The organism is Alkalicaulis satelles, assembly GCF_008630495.1.
GTDB lineage: Bacteria > Pseudomonadota > Alphaproteobacteria > Caulobacterales > Maricaulaceae > Oceanicaulis > Oceanicaulis satelles.
This window is the reverse complement of record NZ_VWOJ01000001.1, coordinates 65,711-88,912: the sequence shown is the minus strand read 5'-3', so window position 1 is coordinate 88,912 and position 23,202 is coordinate 65,711. Positions and strand designations below refer to the sequence as shown.

The following is a 23,202-nucleotide window of genomic DNA, read 5'->3' as shown; positions in this document are numbered from 1 at the left end:
GCCCTACACGCCCTTCTTCAATTCGTCGTCGTGATCGATCTCGGACAATTCGTCATCCTCGATGGTCCCGTAGACCTCGCGGATGCGCACCACCAGCGCCAGACCCATGGCCAGCGTCGCCACGCCCACCACGATCGCGGTCAGGATCAGCACGTGCGGCAGCGGGTTGGCGTAGATCGCGTCCTCGGGGATCGTTCCGTAGGTCAGATCGTCATAGTCGAAAATGGCCGGGCCGCCGCCGAACACCTTGGCGGTGGCGATGTAGAGCAGGAACACCGAGGTCTGGAAAATGGACAGGCCCACCATGCGCTTGACCAGATTGCCGGTGGCGATCACGGCGTAGAGGCCAACCATCATCAGCACCAGGATCACGGCGTAGGTGAAGCGTTCGGCGACAATCTCGACCATGGATCAGTCCTCCGCCTCGCCAGCGGGGCGCTCACGCCCGGCGAACGCATAGAAGATGGCGATGATCACCGCGGTCACGCTGACCAGCACGCCGAACTCCACCGCCACGATGCCGATATGCTGGCCCAGATAGGTGCGGTTGGGATCCAGCACGGTGTAGTCCAGATAATTGCCGCCCATGAACAGGGAGATGAAGCCGACGCCCGCAAAGATCAGCGCGCCCAGCGCCATACCGATGCGCGCCCAGTAGGGCGGCACGGCCTTGCGCGCCGCCTGCAGGCCGAAGATCAGCGCGTAGAGGATCACCCCCACGCCGACCACAACACCGGCCGCGAAACCGCCGCCAGGCGAATACTCGCCATGGAAGTGCACATAGAAACCGTACAGGAAGATGAGCGGGATCAGGAGCTTGGAGACGACCCTGAGAACGACGTACGGGCTCATTCGCCATCCTCCTCACGCCGGCCGGCGCCGGACAGGTTCAAGAGCAGCGCCACGCCCACCCCGGCGGCGAACACCACGAACACCTCGCCCATGGTGTCAAAGCCGCGATAGCTGGCCAGCACGGCGGTGACCACGTTGGGAATATTGATCTCCGACGGGGTGCGCTCGATATAGGCCATGCCCGGGCCGGTATTGGCCGGGGTATCGGCGGCGCCGTAAACCGGCAAATCGCCCAGCGCATAGAACACCGCCACGCCCGCCGCCGCCATCACCACCAGCGCCGCCCAATGACGGAAGGCGGTGGTCGGCTTGGCCTCGCGCGCGGTCAGCAGCATGGCCGCCAGCAGGAGCACGGTGGATATCCCCGCGCCCACCGCCGCCTCGGTGATCGCCACGTCAGCAGCCCCCAGAGACACGAACCAGGCCGCCGCGATCAGCGAATACACGCCGGTCAGCATGACCACGGCGAACAGGTTCTGCAGCCGGATGATGGTCAGGCCGATGAACAGCAGCATGATCATGAACAGATAGTCGAAATACTGGGTGATATCGCCGCCGGTCATGCCGCGTCTCCCCGGTTCTCGTCAGAGCGCCAGCGGCGCAGGATCGGCTTCAGGCCGGAGCGGTAAGCCGCATTGGCCACCGCATGGGTGGAGGTCGGGCTGGTCAGGAAGATGATCAGGCCCAGCAGCGCCAGCTTGACGCTGACCAGAGTGAAACCGGCCTGCAGGATCAGACCCAGAATGATGATCTCGGCGCCCAGCGTGTCGGTCACCCCCGCCGCATGCATGCGGGTGTAGAAATCGGGCAGCCGGATCACACCGACAGCGCCGGCCAGAATGATGCCCGCGCCCGTCAGCATGAGGGCGGCGGACACCAGAATGACGGCCAATTGCACAAGTCCCATCCAGTCCATCACGCGCCCTCCCCCTTATCGTCACGGGCCGGCGCCGGGGCCATCTCGTCGAGCGCCACTTCCAGCGAGCGGTAGCTGAAGAATTTCAGGATCGCGATGGTCGCCACGAAATTGATCAGGGCGTAGAGCAGCGCGATGTCCAGGCTATCGGCCCGCCCCACCGCCAGGGCGAACACGGCCAGGAACAGCACGATCTTGGTGCCGAACGCATTCACCGCAAGCACGCGGTCATAGAGCGTCGGACCGATAAACAGGCGCACCAGCATCAGGAGCATGGCGCCAACCAGCATCAGCCCGACCGTGAAATCGATGGCGGAGGCGAAAGTCATTCGGAGCCCTCCCCGGTCGCGCTCTTCACCTTGCGCTCAAAGATGCGGAAGCCCTCCTGCCCGCAGAATGATTCGTCGAGGCCGTGCAGGATGAACCCGCCCTCCTCGATCTCCATGGTCACTGTGCCCGGGGTCAGGGTGTAGGAATTGGCCAGCGTGGCGCGCGCCACATCATCCTTCAGCGACACCGGCGTGCGGGTCACCACCGGTTTGATGTCGATCACCGGCGACAGGACGATTTTCAGGACCGCGATATTGGACTTCACGATCTCTCGCCCCAGCCAGCCCCAATAGGCCAGATAGCGCAGGCGCCAGTAGGGAATGGCCTCGCCGTCCAGAAGCCCCATGCGGATGGTCATGAAGACCGTCACAACAATGGAGAAAATCGCCAGCGACAAAAGCGGCTGCTTTAGTCCGTAGCCGGACAACAGCGCCCACATCGCCGTGAGCACGATGGTCAGGGTCACGCCATAGAGCCATTTGCGGGTCAAGGCCCGATCCTCCCGGATTAGGTGACAGCTGGTGACGGCGAACGGATTGGAACGCGGTTCTAGGCAAGCCGGTTCACGATTTCCAGCAAAACCGGTGCGTCTGGCGGCAAATTCTTCATATGGCCGGGAGCCGGAGCGCCCTCAGAACCGCTCGCCGCGTACGACTTCCACGTCGTGAGCGTAGATGATGCCGGGATAGCGCCTGAAGAAGACCTCAGCCTTCTCAAACACCGCATCGGCTGTTTGAGCGTTCACCACGGTGTGGACGATTTTCATTTCCACCGCCTCGAACACGCCCTCGCGGGTCCAGTCGCCGGTGACGCCATAACCCTCGCGCCCGTCAATGACGGTCAGGCCCGCCGCGCCGCAGCCCTGCATCAGATCGACAAGGCGGCGCAGATGGGCGGCTTCAACGATGGCGATGATCTTCTTTCGGATCGGGCGGGGCATGTCAGCCTCCCAGAACGGCGCTGGCGACCCCGGCGTAGAGCGGAATGCCGATGGTCAGGTTGAACGGGAAGGTGATGGCCAGCGAGAGCGTGAGATAGACAGACGGATCCGCCTCGGGCAGCGCTATGCGCATGGCCGCCGGCACGGCGATATAGCTGGCGGACCCTGACAGGATCATAAGGGCGGCGGCGTCGCCCGGCGTCATGCCGATCAGCCAGGCCAGCGGCAGGGCCGCGAACGCGCCGATCAGCGGCATCACGATCCCGAAGGCCGCGCCGGACCAGCCCAGCTTGCGCGCGCCATTGAGACGGCGCGCCGCCACCAGCCCCATATCCAGAAGGAACAGGCACAAAAAGCCCTGGAACAGCCCGTTCACGAACAGATCCAGGCGCGCCATGCCCGAAGGACCGGACGCCCAGCCGATCAGGAAGGCGCCAATGAGCAGCACCACCGATCCGTTCAGCAGAACCTCGCGGATCAGCTCCGGGCGCGCTTCCGGGTCAGGCCCCTTCGAGGCCCGGCCCGCCAGCCACAGACCCGTCAGGATGGCGGGCGTCTCCATGATCGCCAGCACCGCCACCATATGACCCGACCAGACCAGGCCCGTCAGGGTGAGAAATTCCGAGCCCGCCACGAACGTCACCACCGAGATGGAGCCGTAATGGGCTGCGCTCGCGGCTGCAGTGGCCCGGTCCACCTTGGTGAACGCGCGCAGAAGCGCAAACGCGACCACAGGCAGGGAGAAGCTCAGCAGCACGCCCGCCAGGGCGGCCAGCAGGAGCGTGTAGGACAGACCCACCTCGGCTACCGCCGCACCGCCCTTGAAACCGATGGCCAGCATCAGATAGAGCGCCAGCCCCTTGGCGACGGCTTGCGGAATGGACAGGTCGGAACGCGCAACGCCGGCAAAAATCCCCAAGGCGAAGAACAGCACCGCCGGGGTGGTGAGATTGATCAGGGCCAAGCCAATCGCATCGCTCATGAACAAGAGCGCTAGCGGAGCTGCGGTGTCTCGGCAAGCGGATTTGGCGGATCAGCTTGAGGGAGAGCGCGCGATCACCCAGTTCCAGTAGCGCAAGACCGTCTGGGCCTTGTCCACGGTCAGGGTGTCGAACACACGCAGCGCCTGGGATATGCGCATGGGCGTATCGGTGCGTCCGCCCGCTTCCACCAGCATCACCATATGCTCACGCGACAGGCCTGTGGCCTTGGCGAGCACAGCCAGCGGCTCGCCGCCGAAGTCCTCGATCATGCGGTCGCATAGCGAACGGGTGATGGCGGAGAGACTGGCCATCTCCGCGCGCATGGCTTCGGTATAACCTTCGCGGGCGATATGCTCGGCCACACCTTCCAGCGAAGCGTAGGGCGAAAGCTCGGCCGCTTGGCGGTCGCGCTGGCGCCGGTCGATATAGGCCAGGGCCGCATCCACCGCGCGATCACGGTCATCGCTGCGCGACGCCAGCGGAAACACGTCGCCGGCGGCCTCCTGAAGGATGGCCCGCGAGGCGGCGAAGCGCTCCAGGATCATGCGCCGCTGATCATGGCCGCAGGCCCAGAACAGGTTCAGCGCCTGGGCCGGGCGCAATTCGTTGCGCTTGATCAGCAAGAGGGCGAGACTTTCGTGATCGGCCGCCTCTCGCACCAGATAATCCACGGTCTCCTGGGCCAGGCGCGCGCCCGCATTGCGCAAGACGGCGGTGATCACCTGGACATCCCCGCCCGCACACAGCGCCGCGGCCAGCACTTCGGACACGGTTTCGCGGCGCGCCAGCGCCATGCGGTGGGGATGGCCAGCCTTGCGGGCGATCTCCATCATGTCGAAATCGGTCAGGGCGCGCGCACGCGCCACGATCGGCTCGGCGATCTCGAACGCATCCATGCCCAGACGGCGCAAAAGGCCCGGCGGCGCCTCGGCTTGTTCGGCCAGACGCGCGGCGATTTTTGCGCGCAGCGCAGGATCAGCGGAGGTAAGCAGGGTGTCGAGCACGTCGGCCACCATCCAGCGCTCCTGGGGCGGTACGCGGCTGGCGGGCAGGCAGACAATGTCCGCCAGGCGCCGCGCCAGCAGGGCGCGCGCTTTGGCGGACGGCGCCGGAGGCGGCGGCGCCTGCGGGACAGATCGCATATCGTCAGCCATGCCAGATCCGTGACGTCTCGTGAAACCAGGCGTCACTCTGGAGCATGCGGCGTTAAGGAATGGTCTAAGTCCCTGCTATCCCTCGCGCGGGGCCGAACGCGGATTGGTCACGCGCAAGCCCGCGCCCGGCGGCAGGCCCAGATCGTCACGTGTCCACACAAGCTCCACGCCCCGGGGCAGGAGGGCGCGGCAGTAATCGGGATGGATGCGCACCAGGGTCACGTCGAAATTCCAGCCCTGTGCGCCGGAGCCCCGCACATCGGTGTAGAAGCTGTCGCGCGTTGTGCAGCCATTGGACGGCACGCGCACCACCAGCTCGCCGTCGCGGTTCAACCGCCAGTCATAGACCGGCTCGGATACATGCTGATAATCAGGTCCCGCAGGAGTGTGACAGGCGCCCAGCGCCAAGGCTAGCAAGCCCGCTAGCGCCATACTGAACCGGATCATCACGCCTCTCCCCTCGCCAACGGCGCACCCAGCTTAACCGAGCCTTGCCGCAGGCAACAGCCAGCTTGCGGCAAGAAAAAGGCCCGCCGGTCTGACCGGCGGGCCTTGATCGGCTCCGTCCCCGAACGCGTGTGCGTTACGAGGAATAGAATTCGACCACGAGGTTGGGCTCCATCTTCACCGGATAGGGCACCTCGTTAAACTCGGGCACGCGCGCATAGGTCGCTTTCATGGCCTTGGGGTCGAGCTCGATATACTCGGGCACGTCGCGCTCGGGGCTGCCCAGGGCTTCAAGCACCAAGGCCATGTTGCGCGACTTCTCGCGCACTTCGACCACATCGCCCGGCTTGCAGTGATAGGACGCGATGTTCACGCGCTGGCCGTTCACCTTCACGTGGCCGTGATTGACGAACTGGCGCGCGGCGAACACGGTCGGCACGAACTTGGCGCGATAGACAATGGCGTCCAGGCGGCTTTCCAGTAGGCCGATCAGGTTTTCCGCGGTGTTGCCCTTGCGGCGCATCGCCTCGGTATAGACCCGCTTGAACTGCTTCTCGGTGATGTTGCCGTAATAGCCTTTCAGCTTCTGCTTGGCGCGCAGCTGCAGGCCGAAATCCGACAGCTTGCCCGCGCGGCGCTGGCCGTGCTGGCCCGGGCCGTAGGCGCGGTTGTTCACCGGCGATTTGGCGCGGCCCCAGATATTCTCGCCCATACGGCGGTCGATCTTGTATTTCTGCGAATGACGCTTCGACATGGTTCTCTCTATCTCTTGACGCGGCCCGGCGCAGCGCCCTCTTCGCTGCACGATGGAAACGGCGGTTCTCGCGTCGTCCGTGCGTGTTGATACGAGCGGTCCGGTCGCCCGGCCGCTGAGGGAGCGGGGCTTATGCGCCAGGCGTGGGCGCAAGTCAATCAAGGCGCCTGCAGGCGCAAGAAACGGGTGGCCGCCCGTCACCGTCCCCGCTAGCCTCGCGCCATCGCGCGCAGGAGACGCCCATGACCGAACGCTGTCCCTGGCCGGGCCAGGATCCGCTCTATATCGCCTATCATGACGAGGAATGGGGCGTGCCTGAATATGACAGCCGCGCCCTGTTTGAAAAACTGGTGCTGGACGGGTTCCAGGCGGGCCTGGCCTGGATCACCATATTGCGCAAGCGCGAGACCATGCGCGCGGCCTTTGACGGGTTCGATCCCGAAACCATCGCGCGCTATGACGCGGCGGACACGGCGCGCCTGCTGGCCGATCCCGGCATTATACGCTCACGCGCCAAGGTCGCCGCAGCGATTTCCAATGCGCAGGCTTATCTGGAGCTGGAGGAAAAGGGGCCGGGTCTGTCAGCCTTCCTTTGGGACTTCATGGACGGGCGCCCGGTTCAGAACCGCTTTTCCTCCATGCGCGAGGTTCCCGCCGAAACGCCGGTGAGCCAGGCCATGTCCAAGGCGCTCAAGACGTCCGGCTTCAAGTTTTGCGGTCCGGTCATCGTCTACGCCTTCATGCAGGCGACCGGCATGGTCAATGATCATCTCGTCTCCTGTCCGCGCCATGAGGCGGTTGCGGCGCTGACGCAGTGAACGCCCTGGTTGGCGCACGGCGCGATGCCCGCTAGTTTGCGGGGCTAACAGAGATTCACTGATACGCCGGAGCCGCTCATGACCGCCGCCGTCATCCGATCCACAGGCCTGTGGACGCCAGCGGAATCCATCTCAAACGAAGAGCTTGTGGCCAGCTTCAACGCCTATGTTGAAGCCTACAACTCCGCCCACGCCGACGAGATTGCACGCGGGGAGGTCGAGGCGCTCAGTTCCTCTTCCGCCGAATTCGTGGAGAAGGCGTCGGGCATCAAGTCGCGCTATGTCATCGACAAGGCGGGCGTGCTGGACATCAAGCGCATGGTCCCGCGCATCCAGCCGCGCGCCAATGACCAGATCGCCATTCTGGCCGAGATCGGCGTCAAGGCCTGTCAGGACGCGCTGGAGCGCGCTGGGCGCACGCCGGGCGATGTGGACGGGGTGATCGTGGGCGCCTCCAATCTCCAGCGCGCCTATCCGGCGGTCGCCATCGAGATCCAGGACGCGCTGGGTATTGAGGACGGGTTCGGCTTCGACATGAACGTGGCCTGCTCCTCAGCCACTTTCGCCATGCAGGCCGCTGCCGACATGATCGCACAGGGCCATGCGCGCGCCATTCTGGTGGTGAACCCTGAAATCTGCTCGGCCCATCTCAACTGGCGCGACCGCGACAGCCATTTCATCTTTGGTGATGTGGCCACCGCGATCCTGCTGGAGCGCGAGGATCTGGGCGAAGGCGGCTGGCGCATTCTGGGCACGCGGCTGCGCACCAAGTTCTCCAACAATATCCGCAATAATTTCGGCTTCCTGAACCGCACCGAGCGCGCCGACGGCGACAACACCGCGCTGCAGAACGGCTCGCCCAACGATGACAAACTGTTCGTCCAGGAAGGGCGCAAGGTGTTCAAGGAAGTCGTGCCCATGGTCTCGGAAATGATCCGCGATCATATGGAGGCGCTGGGCCTTGAGCCGGACGAAATGCGCCGCATCTGGCTGCACCAAGCCAATATCAACATGAACCTGATGATCGCACGCAAGGTGTTTGGCCGCGAGGCCGGGGGCGAGGACGCACCCACCATTCTGGACACCTACGCCAATACCTCTTCGGCCGGATCCATCATCGCCTTCCACCTGCACAGCCAGGACCTGGCCGCCGGCGACAAGGGCGTCATCTGCTCCTTCGGCGCAGGCTATTCGGCCGGATCGGTGTTTGTCGAGAAGATGTAAGGTGAGCGGGCAGCCCACCGATGCTGAGCTCTTCGCCCGCGTGCTGGCGAAGACCCACGAATATCTCGATTTTCCTTCCGTGGTCGGTCACGAAACCCCGTTTCTCGACCATCTGGCGCGCGATTTTGAAGCGCTGGGCGCGCGCGTGGAGCGTCCGCGTAATCTTTGCGTAGCCCAACTGGGCGACGGTCCGGTCTATTTGGCCCATATCGACCGCCACGGCGCCATCACCGCCGGGGACGGGATTCCGGTCTATGCCGCCCATGCGGTCAAGAACGAGAAATACGCTGAATCCCAGACCGTGTCGGCCAGCTTCGCCGAAGCTGTCTCCAAGCGGTATGCGGGTGAGACCATCTTCGCCTATGACCGCAAGACCGGCGGGCGCATCGCCTATGGCCGCATAACGGGCGCCGGGCTCGACGCCAGGGGCCGCCTCGCCCTGACGCTGGAGGGCATGATCGCGCTGACGCCGGGCACGCCGGTCGCGTTCGCCCGCTCGCTGGGGCCGGTGGAAGCCGGCTTCGTTTCCGGTCAGCTGGACAATCCGGTCTCCGCCGCCGCGCTGCGCGTCGCCGCCGAATTCGGGCTCAAGGGCACGGTCGTCTTCACCGCCGAGGAGGAGATCGGGCGCTCTGCGGCCCATGCGCTCAGCTGGTTCGCCTCATCGGGCCAGGACCGGCGCGATATCGTGGTGCTGGACACCACCCCGTTTGACGACAGCGCAGCGGCGCTGGCTGGCGCGGTGATCCTGCGCCGGCGCGACGCCACCGCCTCGTTCAATCCCGACATGGTGCGCCGACTGGAGCAGGCCGCCAGCACGTCAGACGCCCCCATCATTTTCAAGGACAGCTTCATCGAGCGCGAGAATGACGCCCGCGCCCGGCGCGGCCAGCCGCTCAAATCCATGGGCCTGACCGAGCTTGGCCGCATCGCCGCCATGTCGGCGGGCCGCTGCACGGGCGCCACCTTGCAGATCCCCACCTTCAACTATCATTCCAACCAGGAATCCACGACGCCGCGGGCCATCACCGCCTTCGCCCGCACCCTGCTGGCCCTGGAATAGGGCCCTCAGCGCGCCCGCACGCGCGCGCCGTCATGGATGCGGTCTGACGGATAGAGCACCACGCGCTCGCCGGGATTAAGGCCGGAGACGATATGGGCCGTGCGCCCGTCATTGGGTCCGGTCTCCACACGGCGCAGGCGCGCGCGCCCGTTCTCCACCGCAAATACGGCCCAGCCGCCCTCGTGGCGGAACAAGGCGGCCACCGGCGCGGTCAGCACATCCTCCCCGCGCCATACTTCGACCGCGGCGCGCACGCGGTAGCCATGACCCAGCGCGGACCAGTCCTCCCAGGGTTCGAGAATGTCCAGGATCACATTGACCCGGCGCTCCTCCACGCCGAGTGCGCTGATCCGGCGCGCGCCGAACGGCTCGACCCGGCGCACCTCGGCGCGCAGATCACCCTCCCCGCCCCAGGCGGTGATGCGCGCAGGCGCGTTCTCGCGAATGCGCACTGCATCCTCCGAGCGCACCTCGGCGATGATCTGCAGATCCACCGGGTCACCCAGTTCCAGAACACGCTGGCCCGGCGCAAGAACCGTCTCGCTCTGCTGCTCCACACTCAGCACCCGGCCGGTGATCGGACTGGTCAGGCGCACGACACCTTCCTCCTGGCCGTTGGCGGGCGGAGCGAGACGCGCCTCAGCCGCATCGCGCTCGGCCTCGCGGGCACGCACGGATGCACGCGCCGTCTGCAGGGCGGCCTGGGCGGAGCGGGACTGGAGGCGGGCGCGGTCCAGCGCGCCCTGGCTGACCGTGCCGCGCTGGGCCAGGGTCTCGAAGCGCTCCAGCTCAGTGCGGGCGTAATCGGCCTCGGCCTCGGCGCGGCCCAGCTCGGCGCGCGCAAAGCCCAGCAGCGCCTCGGCCGATTGCAAAGCGGCCTGGGCTTCCGAGCGGCTGCGCGCGTCCAGCAGCACAGGGTCCACCGGCAAAAGCATGGCCAGCGTCTCGCCCGCCTCCACCGCATCGCCAGCGCGCTTCTCCACCCTCATAAGGCGACCGGCGATGGGCGCCGACACGGTGAACACATCGCGCACCTGGGCATGGCCTTCCGCCGATACGCTCACCGATAGCGGCGCCGTCTGCGCCTCGCCGAAATCGGCCGGAACCGGTCTGGGCGCCACCGCAAACGCGAAAGCCAGCACCAGCACCAGCGCGGCTCCGGCCCAGAACACATGACGGAATTTCAGGTTTTTCAGGGACATGACAGAACCTATTCGCGTGTTTTCAGAACCTTGACCATATCCAGCCGGTCAATGCGCCGGCGCACCAGCGCGCCGCTCAGAACTACAGACATGATGAGGATCAGACCGGCATAACCATAGGAAGCCGGACTGATCATGAAGGGCAGGCGGAACACGTCAGAGTCCATGGACAGCGATAGCGTCCAGGCGAGCCCGGCGCCCGCCAGGAGGCCAACGGGCAGTGCGGCCAGGGTAATCAGGGCGGCCTCGGCCAGCAGTATGTAGCTTACATCCCCGCGCGAGAATCCCAGCACCCGCAAGGAGGCCAGCTCACGCTCGCGCTCGGCCATGGACACGCGCACCGCATTATAGGCGACCCCCAGCGCGATCACACAGGCGAACAGGATGAAGGCGCCGATCACCGTGCCCATGGTCTCGTCCATGATCTCGCGGAAGGTGGCGCGCGCTTCGGCGTTGAACTGCATGCCGGCCACGGCCGGCGCATCCTTGAGCTCCGCATAGAGCGCGCCCGCCTCACGGGCGTCCATGCGCAGCACCGCGCCATTGATCACATCGCCCTCTCCCAGCGCCCGGTTGAGATCATCCAGGCGCATCTGGGCGCCCGATCCCACCCAGGTCTGAGGCGTAGCGATCACCTGCAGCTCCAGCTCCGGGCGCGCGCCGCGCGTCAGCGCCGCCAGGACGGTGTCGCCAGCCCCGGCCCCCAGCCGGTCAGCCAGATCGCGTGACAGCACCAGCCCGCCGGGGACGGGTGCGATCGTCTCTCCGCGCTTGCCGGTCAGGCGCGCAAGGCGCGGGTCGTCCACCACGCCGGTCAGAGCGGTCAGAATCTCGTGATGGCCAAAGCGCAGCCGCACTGGCTCGGCGCGGAAGGGCTCGATTTCCATCACCCCGGGCCGGGCGGTCAGCGCATCCAGGGCTCCCATGGCGCGCTGGTCGGCCAGGTGAACGCTGAGATCCTGACGGTTGGCGAGGGTGAAATATTCCTCGACCATCACCTCTACGGCGTCCGCGAAGTAGAAGGCGCATACCAGCAGCGCCGCAGACGCTGTCAGGCCAGCCCCGGTCAGCCCCGCGCGCAAGGGAAAGCGCAACAGCTGGCGCAGCACCATGCGCGACTGGTGATCAATCTGCCTGAAGGCGATCAGCCGGGCGCCCAGTCCGCGCGAGTAATCCGCCGGCGCCGGCGGGCGCATGGCGTCGGCAGGCGTCAGGCGCGAGGCCCGGCGCACCGCTCCGGCCGCACCCAGCATCACCGCCCCCAGCGCCAGAGCGCCCGCCAGCGCATAGCCGCCCGGATCGAGCCCGAACAGCAGAAAGGGAAAGTGGTAGTAATCGGCCAGCATGCCCGCCATCGCATCCCCGAGCCAGGCGCCCAGCGCCGCCCCGGCGGCCAGCCCCAGCAGAGCGATCACGCTGGCGAATTTGAGGTAATGGCCCGCGATCTGGAGCGGCGTATAGCCGAAGGCGCGCAAGAGGCCGATCTGCTCGCGCTCCACAGCGACCATGCGCGAGACCACGATATTGACCAGAAACGCCGCCACGATCAGGAAAATGGGCGGCATCATGCGGGTCATGGTGCGCATCTGATCGATTTCGGCGCTGACAAAGGCGTCAGAGACCTGCTCGCGCCGGCCATAGGCCCCCGCCGCGCCATAGGGGGCCAGCGCCTGGTCCAGCGCCGCGCGCACCGCCGGCTCGCTGGCCCCGCGCATCAGGCGCACCACTGCCTCGTTGAACGCGCCGGACATGCCGGTGGCGGCGGCCACGCCCGCCTCGTTCATCCAGATCACGCCGAACAGGGCCGGATCCGGCGCCAGCTGGCCGGGCGCAATAGCGTAAATCCATTCCGGGCTCAGCACCACGCCGGAAATGGTGACGTTCTCGCGCCGCCCGGCCAGTGTCAGGGTCAGACTGTCTCCCGGATGCAGGCCGTGGGCGCTAGCGAAACTGTCGAGCACCACCACCTCATCGGACGAACCCGGCGCAGGCAGGCGCCCTTCAGCCAGATGCAGGGCGTTGACCGCTGGCTGCGACCCGTCTTGCGGGAGGGAATGCACAAATCCCGAGGGCGGCGGCCCCTCCCCGCCCAGCTCGAACAGGACCGGCGCGGTGATGCGCGTCTCCACGCTGGCCACGCCATCAATCGCGCGCAATTCCATCGCCAGCGGCAGGGGCGCGCGCACTACCGGCGCCCACAGATCAGCGAAGCGGTAGCGCTCGTAATAGGCCGCGCGCGTCTCGGACAAAGAGACGGTCAACCCGCCCATGGAAACTTGCAAAGACACGCCGGCCGCCGCCACCAGAGCGATGGCGATCACCTGTCCGCGCATGCGCCAGAGATCACGCAGGACCTTGCGGTCCAGGACGCCAAGGATGCGCGCGCTCACCAGCTCAGCTCCGAAGCCGGAACCGGATTGGCGTTCACCCGGTTCTCGCGCACTGCGCCGTCGGCAAACTCGATCACCCGGTCAGCCATCCAGCCTACAGAGACATTGTGAGTGATCAGGAAAGTGGTGGCGCCCAGCTCCCGGTTGACGTTCTGCAAGGCCTCCAGCACCCGCACGCCGGTTTTGGAATCCAGCGCGCCTGTTGGCTCGTCGCACATCATCACATCAGGACGCTTGGCGATGGCCCGGGCGATGGCCACGCGCTGTTGCTCGCCGCCCGAGAGCTGGGCCGGGAAATGATCAATGCGCGGCCCCAGCCCCACCAGTTCCAGGGCCTCGGCCGGGTCCATGGGATTGCGGGCGATTTCGGTGACCAGCGCTACATTCTCGCGCGCGGTCAGGCTGGGCATCAGATTGTAGAACTGGAACACGAAGCCGACATGGTCGCGCCGGTAGCGGGTCAGCGCGGCGTCGCTGGCGTCATGAAGATCCTGACCGCGGAACCGCACCGTGCCGGCCGTGGCCCGGTCCAGCCCGCCAATGATGTTGAGAAAGGTCGATTTTCCCGAACCCGACGCGCCCAGCACCACGATCAGCTCGCCTTCGGGCACATCAATATCCACGCCGCGCAAGGCATGCACGGCGGCTGGACCGTCTCCATACACCCGTGACAGGTCGCGCACCTGATAGGTAGGCGCAGCCCCATCCGGCTCAGCATCCAGGCTGGCCATCATCTCCTCCTGTCCAATTCAAACTCTAGCCTTGCAACAGCCACCGCCCAAGAGTGCGCGCCTGCGCCTGCTTGCCGCAGCAGATGAATGCCGGTATTTGTCCGGACATGACTCAGCTCAGTTCAGTCTATTTCGCGTCACACCGCAGTCCTGAGGACGAAGCGTTACGCCTGCAAAAGCTGGACGCTTTCTACGCCGCCCCCACCCGCGCCTGGCTGCAGCAGTGCGCCGGGCTCACGCCCGGCATGGCTATAGCCGAATTCGGCCCCGGCTCAGGGCGCATGCTGGACTGGTTCGCCGGCCAGACCGGTCTGCACGGTGATGTACTGGGCGTGGATATTGATCTGTCGCGCGCCGGGCCCGTATCGCCGCCCGTGCGTCTCATGCAAGCCGATCTGATGGCCCCCGCCGCCGAGCCCGGCGGGTTTGATCTGGTCTATGCGCGCATGGTGCTGGGCCATCTCAGCGACCCTAAGACCGCCATAGCGCGGCTGATGGAGTGGCTGAAGCCGGGCGGACGCTTGGCGCTGGCCGATCTGGACTGCTCGACCTCAAAACCAGTGGATATGGACGCGCCGGGCATGGTTGAATTCGCCGAGGCCCTGGATGCTACACGCCGGGCCATGGATGAGACCGGACTGATGGACAGCGGCTTCGGCGCGCGCCTGGCTGGCTTGATGCAGAACGCCGGGCTTGCTCACGTTCAGGAGCAGCGCTTTGAGCGGGTTGTGGAGGGCGGTTCGGACTGGACCCTGTTTCAGGCGGATAATGTGGAGATCATCGCCCGGCTCACAGGCGCCCACGGCGCGTCCGAAGTCACCGCGCGTTACATGCGCACCCCGGGCGTGCATTATCATGACCAGGTTCTGGTGTTCTGCACCGGGATCAAGCCGGCCTGAACGCCAGTGCGGCGCCGCTGCACATTGATGGACCCAGCCGGACGCAGTACCCATGTCCAATCCACCAGACAGGAGAGCGCCATGCCGCACAGCCATCTTAACCGCGCCCTGATCGCCGTTTCCTGCGCCGGATTGCTCGGGCTGGCCGCCTGTGGCGATAGCGGATCCGGCGATATGCCGGACTCCCCTGGCGATGGCCCGGCCATCGCGCCTGAGACGGACGCTCCCGCCAATGATGTTGACACACAGGCGGTGCTGGCGGCGCTCGGCGAGGCCTATGTGAACGCCGATCTGGCCAATGGCGAGCGGATGTGGCGGCGCTGCCAGTCCTGCCACACCGTCACCGAGGGCGGACGCCATATGGTGGGCCCCAATCTCTATGGCATGTTCGGCCAGCAGGCCGGAACCATGGAGGGTTTCCGCTATTCCAGCGCGCTCGCAGAGGCCGGATTCGTCTGGACGCCTGCAGAGCTGGACGAGTGGCTGGCCAATCCGCGCACCTTCCTGCCGGGCAACAGGATGAGCTTTGCAGGCCTGCGCAATGAGAGCGACCGCATAGATCTGATCGGCTGGCTGGCCGTGGCCACTGCGCCCGCCGATTTTGCAGAAAGCTTCGATCCTGAAGCTGACGAGACAGGCAGCGAAGGCTGATACCGGCTTTCCCTTGCCGCCTATGGCAAACGCCCCGGCCATCAGGCCGGGGCGTTGCGCATTGAGGCTCAAACCCTGGTCTAGAATTCCAACCGCAGGCTCGCGCTCCAGATGGCGCCGTAAGTGTAATAACGGCTGCCCCAAGAGCCCGGAGCGGCGCCGGGGGCGTTGCCGGCCAGGAAGATGTCCTCGTCGGTGATGTTCTTGCCCTCCAGCTTCAGACGCCAGCGCCCGTCAGGCGAGGTCAGCTGGGCGAACACGTCCAGCGTGGTCACTTCATCCGAGAAGATGGCCGGCGAATTGCCCACATTGCGCGCGAAGGCGCTGGAATAGGTGGCCGAGCCGCCAAAGGCGAACTCGCCCAGCTCGGTGGGCTGGTAGAACACCGCATTCAAGCGGGCGGCCAGATCCGGGAATTGCTTGCCGTCCAGCGTGTCGAACGGCACGCCAACGGCCGGATCGATGCGCGATCCCTCATCATAGCGGAAATTGGTGGTGCCCAGATTGCCCGACAGCTGGAACTGATCTGTGGGACGCCACACGCCCTCAAGCTCGAGGCCGTGAACGATGGCGTCGGCGTTGATCACGCCGAACTGGAAGGTGGCCGGCTCCAGCACGGACAGCTGCAGCGCGTCATAGATCGCGTAGAAATAGGTCGCGTTGAAGCGCAGCGTATTGTCGAACAGATCCGAGCGCAGGCCCACCTCCCAAGAGGAGAGCTCCTCGGGCTCATAGGTGTTGAACGCGACATTCGGCGTGATGGGACGCGTGCCGGCCAGACCGCCGGCCTTGTAGCCGGTGGAGTAGGAGCCATAGAGCATCACATTGTCATTGGGCCGGTACTGGGCGACGGCGCGCCAGGAGAAATTGGTGTCGTCAAAGGACGGATCCACATCCCAGATCGGCGCCAGCGTGTTGGGATCGAGCAGCCGGCGGTTGGCGGTCTTCTCGTCCGAGGTGTAGCGCCCGCCAATGGTGAATGACCACTGCTCATTGAGGTGGAACGTGGTCTCGCCGAACACCGCCCATGAAGTGGTGTCCTGCTCGTCGTCATTCAGACCGAAGGGCTGACCGATAATGCCCGCGAAAATCTGGTTGAAGCGGTTATTGGCGAGCTGCTGCACGTTCTCGCGGAAATAATAGGCCCCGAGCACGTAATCAGCCTGCTCATTGCCGCCCACCAGCTGGACTTCCTGGGTGAACTGCCACTGGTCGAGCTCCTGGTAGAGATCGACAATGCCCGGACCGTCCAGATCGGCGGTCAGGTCCTGGGAGAAGGTGCGCTAGGCGGTGATGGAGGTGATCTCGCCCAGCGCGGTGCCGAATTTCACCTCGCCGCTAAGGCCGCCGCCGCGGAATTCATGGAACGGCGCGATGGACATCTCGCCAGCACGCCGGCCGAACGGCTCGGTCACCGATCCGTCCGCCTGACGCTGGATCGGGGTCGGAACGAAGGCCCCCGAATTGTCGATGGTCCAGTCCGCGATCAGATAGACCGACAGGTCCTGTGCGGAAGGCTCCCAGAGGAAGGAGCCGCGCACGCCATAGCGCTCCACATTATTGACCGTGTCCTGGGGCGTGTAGGTGAACGGTCCGGCCGTCGGGGCGGGATTGTTCAGAAGATTGAAGTCGCTGCCCTTGTTGCGGCTGAAGATATCGATCTTGAAACCGCTTTCGCCTTCCACCACCGGAGACGACCAGGAGGCGCGCACGTCAAAACGCGAACCGGTGCCGGCGGCCACATCCAGCACGCCGCGCGTGCCGGTCAGCTCGGGGCGCCGGGAGATGAAGCGGATGGCGCCGCCATTGGTGTTGCGCCCGTAATAGGTGCCCTGAGGGCCACGCAGCACTTCCACCCGCTCCAGATCGACCAGGTCGATCGTGGTGCCGTTCTGTTTGCCCAGATAAACGCCATCGAGATAGATGCCCACGCCCACCTCGGCGAACAGGGAGGATTCATCCTGACCCACGCCGCGGATATAGACCTGGGCCGCATTGGCCACGCCGGTGTTTTTCTGAATGTTCACGTTCGGCGCGGTAAAGCGAAGATCGGTGATCTCCTCCACCGCCTGCCGGTCCAGATCGCCCGCGCCCAGCGCTGTCAACGCGATCGGCACGTCCTGGGAATCGGCCTCGCGGCGCTGGGCTGTCACGATCACGCGGTCCACGCCGCGCGGCGCAGCGGCCTCGTCTTCCTGAGCGTAAGCGGCTGAAGCGAAAGCGAAGGCCGGCGCGGCGGCGCTGGCCATGAGGACAGTACGAAATAGACGGGCCATGGTTAGTCTCCCCTGTGGCGGCAGATTTGGCCGGTGGTCCGGCGCGTAATCAGCCCTAAACTAGCGCAGCTGGACGCCGCGTCAATTTGTCCGGACGAATTGATATAACTTATGTGACATTTGCGCACCGGCGCATCAGGGTTGTTCGAGCAACTCCACAATGATCCCTGAGGGAGACGACACGGCCGCCCAGCGCACCTCGCCATAGGGATCAAGGGCGAACGGGACCGGACCCGCATCGGGCGAAACGCCCTGCCCCGCCAGCCGGGCCAGAGCCGCATCAAGATCGGCCACCGGCAGGCGCACCGCCAGAATGCCCAGATGCGGCGGGCGCGCGCGGTCAGAGAAATCATCCCCCTCCAGCCCGTCAAAATGCATCAGCTCAATGCGCCCGTCCTCGCCCGGGCGCTGCTGCAGGATGGCGGTCCGGCGAGGGATCACGTGGGAGAGATTGTTGGGCAGGCCGTGATTGGTGCTAACCGGTTCGGGATCGATGTAATCGCCCTCCCAGAAGGGTTCGAACCCCAGCCCTTCCACGAAAAAAGCCCGTTCGGCGGCCAGGTCATGGACCATGGCCATTGTATTGAACGGGTAGGAGAAACCGGCCAGATCATCCCAGCCCTCGATGGGCGGATGCACGCGCGAATAGACCGCCAGATTGACCCCGTCAGGCAGGCGCGCCACCACATTCTTGATCAGAAGCCCGCCAAAATCGAACACCTGGGGCCGGTTGAAGACGCTCCATCCGCGCGCATGGGCGGCGTCCATGACCTCATCGGCCTCTTCAGCACGCACCATCAGGGAGAACAGCCCGCCCTGGTCCCAGACCTGGGCGCCGGGGCGGATCAGATCCTGCTCCACCCCGTCAAAGCGCACCAGGCGCACCCAGCCCACATCCTTGCCCGGCGAAGCCATCAGCGCGTAGGCGCCCGACGCGCCCTCCAGCCCCCAGGCCTCCAGCCATTGCGGCGCCAGCACGCCCTCAGCGCGCACCTCATAGCCGGCCACCTCGATCATGAAATCACGGATGGGCGCCAGATCGCGCACCGACACCACCACCTCCTGCCAGCCCCGGCCGGTTTCAGCGATGAAGGCGGGAGCGGCGCCGGCAACAGCCTGCCCCGTCCCTTCCGCCTGCGGCCCGCCACACGCGCAAACCACCGCCGCCGCCAGTCCCGCCAGCCATCTTCTGATCATCCTGCGCCCTTCCGAATGCACATCACATGGGCGCGCAGAATGGCGCATTTGTCCGGACATGCAAGAGGCGAGGGAAATGGTGCCCAGGGCCGGAATCGAACCAGCGACACGCGGATTTTCAATCCGCTGCTCTACCAACTGAGCTACCTGGGCGGCGGGGCGGGCCGTAGGGCTCGCCGCGCTAGGGGGCGGGTTATAGGGCGGAGATATTTGTCTGTCCATGCCTTTAAGGCAGACGTGGCGCATGCGCCAGAACACCGCCCGCGACGGCCCGCCAGCAGGCGCGCCCTTGCCTCGCCTGCGCCGGACTGGTACCGCCCACGCCATCCCGCTGAACGCCTTCACGGTCTAGGTATTGAGCCGGAGGTGAGTCCTTCCTGACGAGGAAATCCCATGCGCTTTCGCTCCGCCCTGCGCATCTGCGCGTGTCTGGCCGCACTGTCCGGCCTCAGTCTTCCCGCCGACGCCGCCCAGGCCGCCCAGGAAGAAGAGACCATTGCACGCGATGTGATCACCATCACGGCCGGGCGCGCGCCGGGCGCAGGGCTTCTGGACCGGCCGGTGAGCCGCCTCACCCGCGCCGATCTGGATGCGGGCGGGCAGAGCGATCTGGGCCGGGCGCTGGCGCTGAACCCGGCCTTTGCGGGCTCGGAGTTCAACGACGATCCGGGCACCCAGAACAACACCTCGGGCACGGCGGCGGTGAATTTGCGCGGGCTGGGCCTGGGCGCCTCGCTGGTGCTGCTCAACGGCCAGCGCCAGACCATCACCAGCGTGGCCGCCGATGACGGCTCGACCTTTGTGGACATGAATGCGCTGGTCCCCTCCATCGCCATCGAGCGGGTGGAGATCCTCAAGGACGGCGCTTCACCCCTGCACGGCTCGGATGCGCTGGCCGGGGTGATCAATGTGATCACACGCGACCGGTTCGAGGGGCTGGAGCTGCGCGTTGAAGGCCGGCTGCCGGACAATTTCGGCGGGGCGGGCAATAGCATGGAGCTCGCCGTGATGGGCGGGCGCAGTTTTGGAAACTGGCGCCACATGGGCGCGATATCAGTACGCCGCACCGATGGCGTGGAGGGGTTCGAGACCGGCTTCATCCCCGGCACCGGCCTGTCGGCCCTCGGTCAGCCGGGCGCGTATTACATCCAGGCGCCTGGCGGCGGGTTCGCGCTGGTCAATCCGGACGGCTCGCCCATCCCTGTGCTTGATCAGGATTGCGCCGCTGCGGGCGGGCTCCCTCTGGTCACTGGCGCTGCGACGGCGTTTGGCGATCCGGGTTTCTGCCAGCTGGATTTCGGCCAGTTCTTCTCCCTCATACCGGACGAGACGCGCATCAACGCCTTTTCAGCCCTCAGCGCCGATCTGGGCGAGGCGCAGCTTACCGTGCGCGCCGGGCTCGCTCACACCGATCTGAGCCGGGGCAATTCGCCCTCCCTGCCCGCCTTGAGCTTCCCGACCATCCCGGCGGCCAATCCGGGAAATTATTTCGGCCAGGACGTGACCTGGCTGGGCCGCCCGCAAGGGGTCAGCGCGGGCGCGGCCCGCCGCTCATTCGAGCATCTTACCTGGCGCCTGGACGGCGAGCTGACCGCGCCATTCAGCGCGTTTGCGCGCCAGTGGGAGGGGCGTATCGCCGCCGGCTGGTCGGCCAACCGCCTGGACGCCACCATCACCGACGCGGTTGCGGACCGGCTTGATCTGGCGCTCAATGGCCTGGGCGGACCGGCCTGTCCGGCAGGCGCCCTGCCCGGCGCGCAAGGCTGTTTGTGGTTCAACCCGTTCGGCTCAGGGGGCCTGGTCACCGACCCGTCCGATCCACGCTATAACGACCCGGCCCTGCTCGGCTGGCTGATCCAGGAAGACCAGCGCCGTTCCGACGCGAGCCTTGGCAGCCTCGACGCCTCGGCCACCGCCCCGGCGCTGTTCGAGGCGCCCGGCGGTCCCGCCTCGCTGGCGCTGGGCGCGCAGATCCGCCGTGAACGCCTCTCGGTGGAGCATGGCGATCTGTTCAATGACGACGCCTTCCTGTTCATCGTCGGCGGGCCGAACTTCTCCGGCTCGCGCACGGTCTCGGCGCTGTTTGCCGAAACCCTGATCCCGGTAAGCGGCCGCACCCGGGTGCAGGCGGCGCTGCGCTATGAGACGCTGGAGGCCTTCTCCTCCCTCGATCCCAAGCTCTCCATCGCCCACGACCTGACGCACGCGGTGACGGTGTCGGCGGGCTGGTCGCGCTCCTTCAGGGCGCCCTCCCTGCACCAGCAGATCTCGGCGACCACCTCCCTGCAATCGCTCAATACCGGGGCGTCCAGCACCTTCCTGCCCGTGCGCACGGTGGGCGCGGCCGATCTGGGGCCGGAGCGCGCCGACACCTTCACCGCAGGCGCAGCGCTGGCGGCGGCGGGCTGGAGCACGCGGCTCGATCTGTGGCGCATCGAGGTGGACAATCTGGTCGTGCGCGAAAGCGCCCAGGCCATCCTGATCGCCGCCAGCGACGGCGCGGGCGGGTTCAATGATCCGCGCGTGGAGGTCTCGCCCGCCGGTGATGTGACCCTGGTGCGCGCGGCCTATGTCAACGCCCCGTCGGTGACCACCCAGGGGCTCGATCTCACACTCGCGCGCGCGCCGGTGGAGACCGCCTGGGGCGCCTTCGGCTTCGGCGCCGAGGGCGTCTATGTCGAGCGTTACGACTTCACCGATCCGGTGCTGAACCAGACCATCAGCGCGGCGGGCAACCGCAATTTCACCAATGCCGCGCGCTCCCTGCCGCGCCTGCGCGCGACGGCGTTCGCGGACTGGGCGTCAGGGCCCTGGAGCGCGCGGGTGCAGGCGCGCCATATCGCGGCCTATGACAATGACGAAGCGCCCGGCGGGCGCATCGGCGCCTGGACGGTGGGCGATGTGCAGGCGGGCTGGCGGGGCGAAACGGCCGGGCGCGGGTTTGAAGTGACGCTTGGCGCACTCAATGTCACGAACGAAGCCGCGCCCTTCGTGCCAACGCCCCTGGGCTATGACACGAAGGTGCACGATGCGCGCGGCCGGGTGTTCTATTTGCGACTGGCCGTAACCGGCTAGAAGCTGCGGTTGAGCATGACGAAGCTGTAGACCACGTCGCGTGAGTCCGGCGCGTTCGGCGCGGTGCGCGCAAAGCGCCCCTTGGCGATATGGCCCAGCCCGGCTTCCAGACGCGTATTGGTCAGGTTGGGCAGGTTATAGCCCACGCTCATATCGCTCACGATGCCGATACGCCGTCCGCTCTGGCCGGTGGCGTCCGCCAGATTGGCGCGCCCCCAGCGGTCTTCGGTCTGAGCCAGACGGGTTTCCAGAACCCGCGCCTGCAGCTGCACAGGCCCGGTGCGCGCCTGATAGCGCACCCCGCCCGCCACGACGTTGTCGCGACCCACCGGACCGAAAATGCCGGTCGGCCCGAAATCGCCCCGGCGGCCGCCGAAGATCGAGTTGAAGCGTCCGAAATCGCCCCCGGCTTTGTCACCCGTGGCGTAGGTCAGCTGGGCGGACAGGCGCGTGCGCCAGGCGTCCTGGAAGGTATAGCCCGCCTCCAGATGGGTGAAGCCGGCGCGGATGTCCTGGCGTCCTCCCGCAACGGGGCGCGAGCCAAACTGCAGCGCGCCTTCGAGATCGTGATCCCAGGCGCCCGCTGACGGCGCACGCAAGAGGCGCAGGCCCGCCGTGTAGGTGTCTGTGCCGTTCTGGTGATTGAGGCCGATCACATACCCCTCAAGATGGCCCCTACCGGGCGCCAGCTTGCGGGTCAGATGCCCCGCCCACAGCCGGGTGCCCCACTCGGCCTGATCAATCTGGGCGGTGTTGTTGAGGATAGCCTGCCGGTCGCGCGGCGCGATCCGCACAGGCGCGCCGTAAAACGAATCCAGAGACCAGTCATCATTGAATTTCTGACGCCAGCGCACGCCCTCGAAATTATTGGGCGAGTTGGCGAAATTATTGTGCGCAATCAGGCGCCCCGACCCGACCGTCATGATCATGCGCCCGATCTGGACGCTGGAGGCGTCACCCGTGGACACACGGGCATAGGCCTGGAACAGCTCTGCGGCGTTGACCGTATTGACCGCCAGCACCGAACCTTCGTCATTGAGCCAGGTGCGCGCATCAAGCAGCTCGGCGCCGAACGTCACCGCGCCAGCATCAAACTCGCCCAGGATGCGGAGGCGCCAGGACGCCTGCTGGTCCGAACCGTCGCGGCCTGCGCGGTAAGGCGCGCTGAGCGTTTCGTGACGCAGGCGCAGCGAGCCGGAAACCGAAACCCTCTCGGGCAGGATGCGCGCCTGGCCATCCCCCTCGTTCGCGCCAGCCTGCCCCGCCAGCCCAAGTCCCAATACAGATGCCGCAGTCATAA

Annotated in this window: 24 protein-coding genes and 1 tRNA gene; 6 read left to right on the top strand and 19 right to left on the bottom strand. The window is 66.2% G+C overall.

The features are described from left to right. Positions 1–3: 3 nt before the first annotated feature. From F1654_RS00445 to rpsD, 11 genes are all read right to left on the bottom strand, one after another. Positions 4–408, bottom strand: coding sequence for a cation:proton antiporter subunit C (locus tag F1654_RS00445; protein ID WP_150021545.1), 405 nt, complete (start codon positions 406–408; stop codon positions 4–6). A gap of 3 nt (positions 409–411) precedes the next feature. Further along, positions 412–852: a Na(+)/H(+) antiporter subunit B gene (locus F1654_RS00440; RefSeq protein ID WP_150021544.1), complete on the bottom strand. Its 441-nt coding sequence runs from the start codon at positions 850–852 to the stop codon at positions 412–414. After that, positions 849–1,415: a DUF4040 domain-containing protein gene (locus F1654_RS00435; protein ID WP_150021543.1), complete on the bottom strand. Its 567-nt coding sequence runs from the start codon at positions 1,413–1,415 to the stop codon at positions 849–851. Before F1654_RS00435 ends, F1654_RS00440 begins: the two co-directional genes overlap by 4 nt. After that, positions 1,412–1,768 (bottom strand): monovalent cation/H(+) antiporter subunit G, encoded by a 357-nt coding sequence (gene mnhG, locus F1654_RS00430; protein WP_150021542.1) that lies wholly within the window; start codon positions 1,766–1,768, stop codon positions 1,412–1,414. The genes F1654_RS00435 and mnhG overlap by 4 nt, the downstream gene beginning before the upstream one ends. Then, positions 1,768–2,097 (bottom strand): monovalent cation/H+ antiporter complex subunit F, encoded by a 330-nt coding sequence (locus F1654_RS00425; RefSeq protein WP_150021541.1) that lies wholly within the window; start codon positions 2,095–2,097, stop codon positions 1,768–1,770. The genes mnhG and F1654_RS00425 overlap by 1 nt, the downstream gene beginning before the upstream one ends. Next, positions 2,094–2,588 carry a Na+/H+ antiporter subunit E gene (locus F1654_RS00420; RefSeq protein ID WP_233205033.1) on the bottom strand — a complete coding sequence of 165 codons (495 nt, stop codon included), beginning with the start codon at positions 2,586–2,588 and terminating at the stop codon, positions 2,094–2,096. The genes F1654_RS00425 and F1654_RS00420 overlap by 4 nt, the downstream gene beginning before the upstream one ends. A 141-nt stretch (positions 2,589–2,729) precedes the next feature. After that, positions 2,730–3,038 (bottom strand): DUF190 domain-containing protein, encoded by a 309-nt coding sequence (locus tag F1654_RS00415; RefSeq protein ID WP_150021540.1) that lies wholly within the window; start codon positions 3,036–3,038, stop codon positions 2,730–2,732. A 1-nt stretch (position 3,039) separates the two neighbouring features. Further along, positions 3,040–4,020, bottom strand: a complete 981-nt coding sequence (locus F1654_RS00410; RefSeq protein ID WP_150021539.1) for a sodium-dependent bicarbonate transport family permease — start codon at positions 4,018–4,020, stop codon at positions 3,040–3,042. A 51-nt stretch (positions 4,021–4,071) separates the two neighbouring features. Beyond that, positions 4,072–5,175 (bottom strand): DUF2336 domain-containing protein, encoded by a 1,104-nt coding sequence (locus F1654_RS00405; RefSeq protein ID WP_150021538.1) that lies wholly within the window; start codon positions 5,173–5,175, stop codon positions 4,072–4,074. A 75-nt stretch (positions 5,176–5,250) separates the two neighbouring features. After that, the gene (locus F1654_RS00400) at positions 5,251–5,622 is read right to left on the bottom strand and encodes a hypothetical protein (RefSeq protein WP_150021537.1); all 372 of its coding nucleotides are present in this window, start codon (positions 5,620–5,622) and stop codon (positions 5,251–5,253) included. A 136-nt stretch (positions 5,623–5,758) separates the two neighbouring features. Continuing rightward, on the bottom strand, positions 5,759–6,376 hold the full coding sequence (gene rpsD, locus F1654_RS00395) for a 30S ribosomal protein S4 (RefSeq protein WP_150021536.1): 618 nt from the start codon (positions 6,374–6,376) through the stop codon (positions 5,759–5,761). 242 nt (positions 6,377–6,618) lie between these two features. Between rpsD and F1654_RS00390 the strand changes: the two genes are divergently transcribed. The 3 genes from F1654_RS00390 (at position 6,619) to F1654_RS00380 (ending at position 9,481) form a co-directional block, all read left to right on the top strand. Next, positions 6,619–7,194 carry a DNA-3-methyladenine glycosylase I gene (locus F1654_RS00390; protein ID WP_150021535.1) on the top strand — a complete coding sequence of 192 codons (576 nt, stop codon included), beginning with the start codon at positions 6,619–6,621 and terminating at the stop codon, positions 7,192–7,194. A gap of 78 nt (positions 7,195–7,272) precedes the next feature. Then, complete coding sequence (locus F1654_RS00385; RefSeq protein ID WP_150021534.1) at positions 7,273–8,418, top strand: beta-ketoacyl-ACP synthase III; 1,146 nt, start codon at positions 7,273–7,275, stop codon at positions 8,416–8,418. 1 nt (position 8,419) lies between these two features. Continuing rightward, complete coding sequence (locus tag F1654_RS00380; protein ID WP_150021533.1) at positions 8,420–9,481, top strand: hypothetical protein; 1,062 nt, start codon at positions 8,420–8,422, stop codon at positions 9,479–9,481. Between the two features lie 5 nt (positions 9,482–9,486). Here F1654_RS00380 and F1654_RS00375 read toward each other — a convergent pair whose 3' ends face one another. The 3 genes from F1654_RS00375 to F1654_RS00365 are packed head-to-tail and all read right to left on the bottom strand — an operon-like array spanning position 9,487 to position 13,804. Beyond that, the gene (locus tag F1654_RS00375) at positions 9,487–10,683 is read right to left on the bottom strand and encodes an efflux RND transporter periplasmic adaptor subunit (protein ID WP_150021532.1); all 1,197 of its coding nucleotides are present in this window, start codon (positions 10,681–10,683) and stop codon (positions 9,487–9,489) included. Between the two features lie 8 nt (positions 10,684–10,691). Beyond that, positions 10,692–13,073 (bottom strand): ABC transporter permease, encoded by a 2,382-nt coding sequence (locus tag F1654_RS00370; protein WP_150021531.1) that lies wholly within the window; start codon positions 13,071–13,073, stop codon positions 10,692–10,694. Further along, positions 13,070–13,804 (bottom strand): ABC transporter ATP-binding protein, encoded by a 735-nt coding sequence (locus F1654_RS00365; protein ID WP_150021530.1) that lies wholly within the window; start codon positions 13,802–13,804, stop codon positions 13,070–13,072. The genes F1654_RS00370 and F1654_RS00365 overlap by 4 nt, the downstream gene beginning before the upstream one ends. Positions 13,805–13,911: 107 nt before the next feature. Here F1654_RS00365 and F1654_RS00360 point away from each other — a divergent pair, with 107 nt between their 5' ends. Together F1654_RS00360 and F1654_RS00355 are read left to right on the top strand one after the other, a co-directional pair. After that, a complete protein-coding gene (locus F1654_RS00360) occupies positions 13,912–14,703 on the top strand; it encodes a class I SAM-dependent methyltransferase (protein ID WP_199200405.1) in 792 nt (263 codons plus the stop codon). An 81-nt stretch (positions 14,704–14,784) separates the two neighbouring features. Continuing rightward, positions 14,785–15,354, top strand: a complete 570-nt coding sequence (locus F1654_RS00355) for a c-type cytochrome (RefSeq protein ID WP_199200404.1) — start codon at positions 14,785–14,787, stop codon at positions 15,352–15,354. 80 nt (positions 15,355–15,434) lie between these two features. Here F1654_RS00355 and F1654_RS00350 read toward each other — a convergent pair whose 3' ends face one another. The 4 genes from F1654_RS00350 to F1654_RS00335 all read right to left on the bottom strand — a co-directional run bounded on the left by F1654_RS00350 (position 15,435) and on the right by F1654_RS00335 (position 18,980). Then, positions 15,435–16,592 carry a TonB-dependent receptor gene (locus F1654_RS00350; protein WP_269844604.1) on the bottom strand — a complete coding sequence of 386 codons (1,158 nt, stop codon included), beginning with the start codon at positions 16,590–16,592 and terminating at the stop codon, positions 15,435–15,437. A 45-nt stretch (positions 16,593–16,637) separates the two neighbouring features. Next, entirely contained in the window at positions 16,638–17,630 is a 993-nt protein-coding gene (locus tag F1654_RS00345) for a TonB-dependent receptor plug domain-containing protein (RefSeq protein ID WP_150021527.1), read from the bottom strand. A gap of 135 nt (positions 17,631–17,765) precedes the next feature. Continuing rightward, on the bottom strand, positions 17,766–18,827 hold the full coding sequence (locus F1654_RS00340) for a VOC family protein (RefSeq protein ID WP_150021526.1): 1,062 nt from the start codon (positions 18,825–18,827) through the stop codon (positions 17,766–17,768). 77 nt (positions 18,828–18,904) lie between these two features. Further along, a tRNA-Phe gene (locus F1654_RS00335) sits at positions 18,905–18,980 on the bottom strand. A gap of 240 nt (positions 18,981–19,220) precedes the next feature. Between F1654_RS00335 and F1654_RS00330 the strand changes: the two genes are divergently transcribed. Beyond that, positions 19,221–21,902, top strand: a complete 2,682-nt coding sequence (locus F1654_RS00330) for a TonB-dependent receptor domain-containing protein (protein WP_150021525.1) — start codon at positions 19,221–19,223, stop codon at positions 21,900–21,902. Here F1654_RS00330 and F1654_RS00325 read toward each other — a convergent pair. After that, positions 21,899–23,200: an alginate export family protein gene (locus F1654_RS00325; protein ID WP_199200402.1), complete on the bottom strand. Its 1,302-nt coding sequence runs from the start codon at positions 23,198–23,200 to the stop codon at positions 21,899–21,901. The two genes, F1654_RS00330 and F1654_RS00325, sit on opposite strands and share 4 nt — an antisense overlap. Between the last annotated feature and the right edge of the window lie 2 nt (positions 23,201–23,202).

Excerpts from the sequence above, each read along its gene's own strand:
- F1654_RS00405 (WP_150021538.1), bottom strand. The coding sequence starts at position 5,175 with ATGGCTGACGATATGCGATCTGTCCCGCAGGCGCCGCCGCCTCCGGCG.
- F1654_RS00360 (WP_199200405.1), top strand. The coding sequence starts at position 13,912 with ATGACTCAGCTCAGTTCAGTCTATTTCGCGTCACACCGCAGTCCTGAG.
- F1654_RS00445 (WP_150021545.1), bottom strand. The coding sequence starts at position 408 with ATGGTCGAGATTGTCGCCGAACGCTTCACCTACGCCGTGATCCTGGTG.
- F1654_RS00425 (WP_150021541.1), bottom strand. The coding sequence starts at position 2,097 with ATGACTTTCGCCTCCGCCATCGATTTCACGGTCGGGCTGATGCTGGTT.
- F1654_RS00330 (WP_150021525.1), top strand. The coding sequence starts at position 19,221 with ATGCGCTTTCGCTCCGCCCTGCGCATCTGCGCGTGTCTGGCCGCACTG.
- mnhG (WP_150021542.1), bottom strand. The coding sequence starts at position 1,768 with ATGGACTGGATGGGACTTGTGCAATTGGCCGTCATTCTGGTGTCCGCC.
- F1654_RS00355 (WP_199200404.1), top strand. The coding sequence starts at position 14,785 with ATGCCGCACAGCCATCTTAACCGCGCCCTGATCGCCGTTTCCTGCGCC.
- F1654_RS00365 (WP_150021530.1), bottom strand. The coding sequence starts at position 13,804 with ATGGCCAGCCTGGATGCTGAGCCGGATGGGGCTGCGCCTACCTATCAG.
- F1654_RS00340 (WP_150021526.1), bottom strand. The coding sequence starts at position 18,827 with ATGATCAGAAGATGGCTGGCGGGACTGGCGGCGGCGGTGGTTTGCGCG.
- F1654_RS00345 (WP_150021527.1), bottom strand. The coding sequence starts at position 17,630 with ATGGCCCGTCTATTTCGTACTGTCCTCATGGCCAGCGCCGCCGCGCCG.
- F1654_RS00415 (WP_150021540.1), bottom strand. The coding sequence starts at position 3,038 with ATGCCCCGCCCGATCCGAAAGAAGATCATCGCCATCGTTGAAGCCGCC.
- F1654_RS00400 (WP_150021537.1), bottom strand. The coding sequence starts at position 5,622 with ATGATCCGGTTCAGTATGGCGCTAGCGGGCTTGCTAGCCTTGGCGCTG.
- F1654_RS00385 (WP_150021534.1), top strand. The coding sequence starts at position 7,273 with ATGACCGCCGCCGTCATCCGATCCACAGGCCTGTGGACGCCAGCGGAA.
- F1654_RS00435 (WP_150021543.1), bottom strand. The coding sequence starts at position 1,415 with ATGACCGGCGGCGATATCACCCAGTATTTCGACTATCTGTTCATGATC.
- F1654_RS00325 (WP_199200402.1), bottom strand. The coding sequence starts at position 23,200 with ATGACTGCGGCATCTGTATTGGGACTTGGGCTGGCGGGGCAGGCTGGC.
- F1654_RS00375 (WP_150021532.1), bottom strand. The coding sequence starts at position 10,683 with ATGTCCCTGAAAAACCTGAAATTCCGTCATGTGTTCTGGGCCGGAGCC.
- F1654_RS00390 (WP_150021535.1), top strand. The coding sequence starts at position 6,619 with ATGACCGAACGCTGTCCCTGGCCGGGCCAGGATCCGCTCTATATCGCC.
- F1654_RS00410 (WP_150021539.1), bottom strand. The coding sequence starts at position 4,020 with ATGAGCGATGCGATTGGCTTGGCCCTGATCAATCTCACCACCCCGGCG.
- F1654_RS00440 (WP_150021544.1), bottom strand. The coding sequence starts at position 852 with ATGAGCCCGTACGTCGTTCTCAGGGTCGTCTCCAAGCTCCTGATCCCG.
- rpsD (WP_150021536.1), bottom strand. The coding sequence starts at position 6,376 with ATGTCGAAGCGTCATTCGCAGAAATACAAGATCGACCGCCGTATGGGC.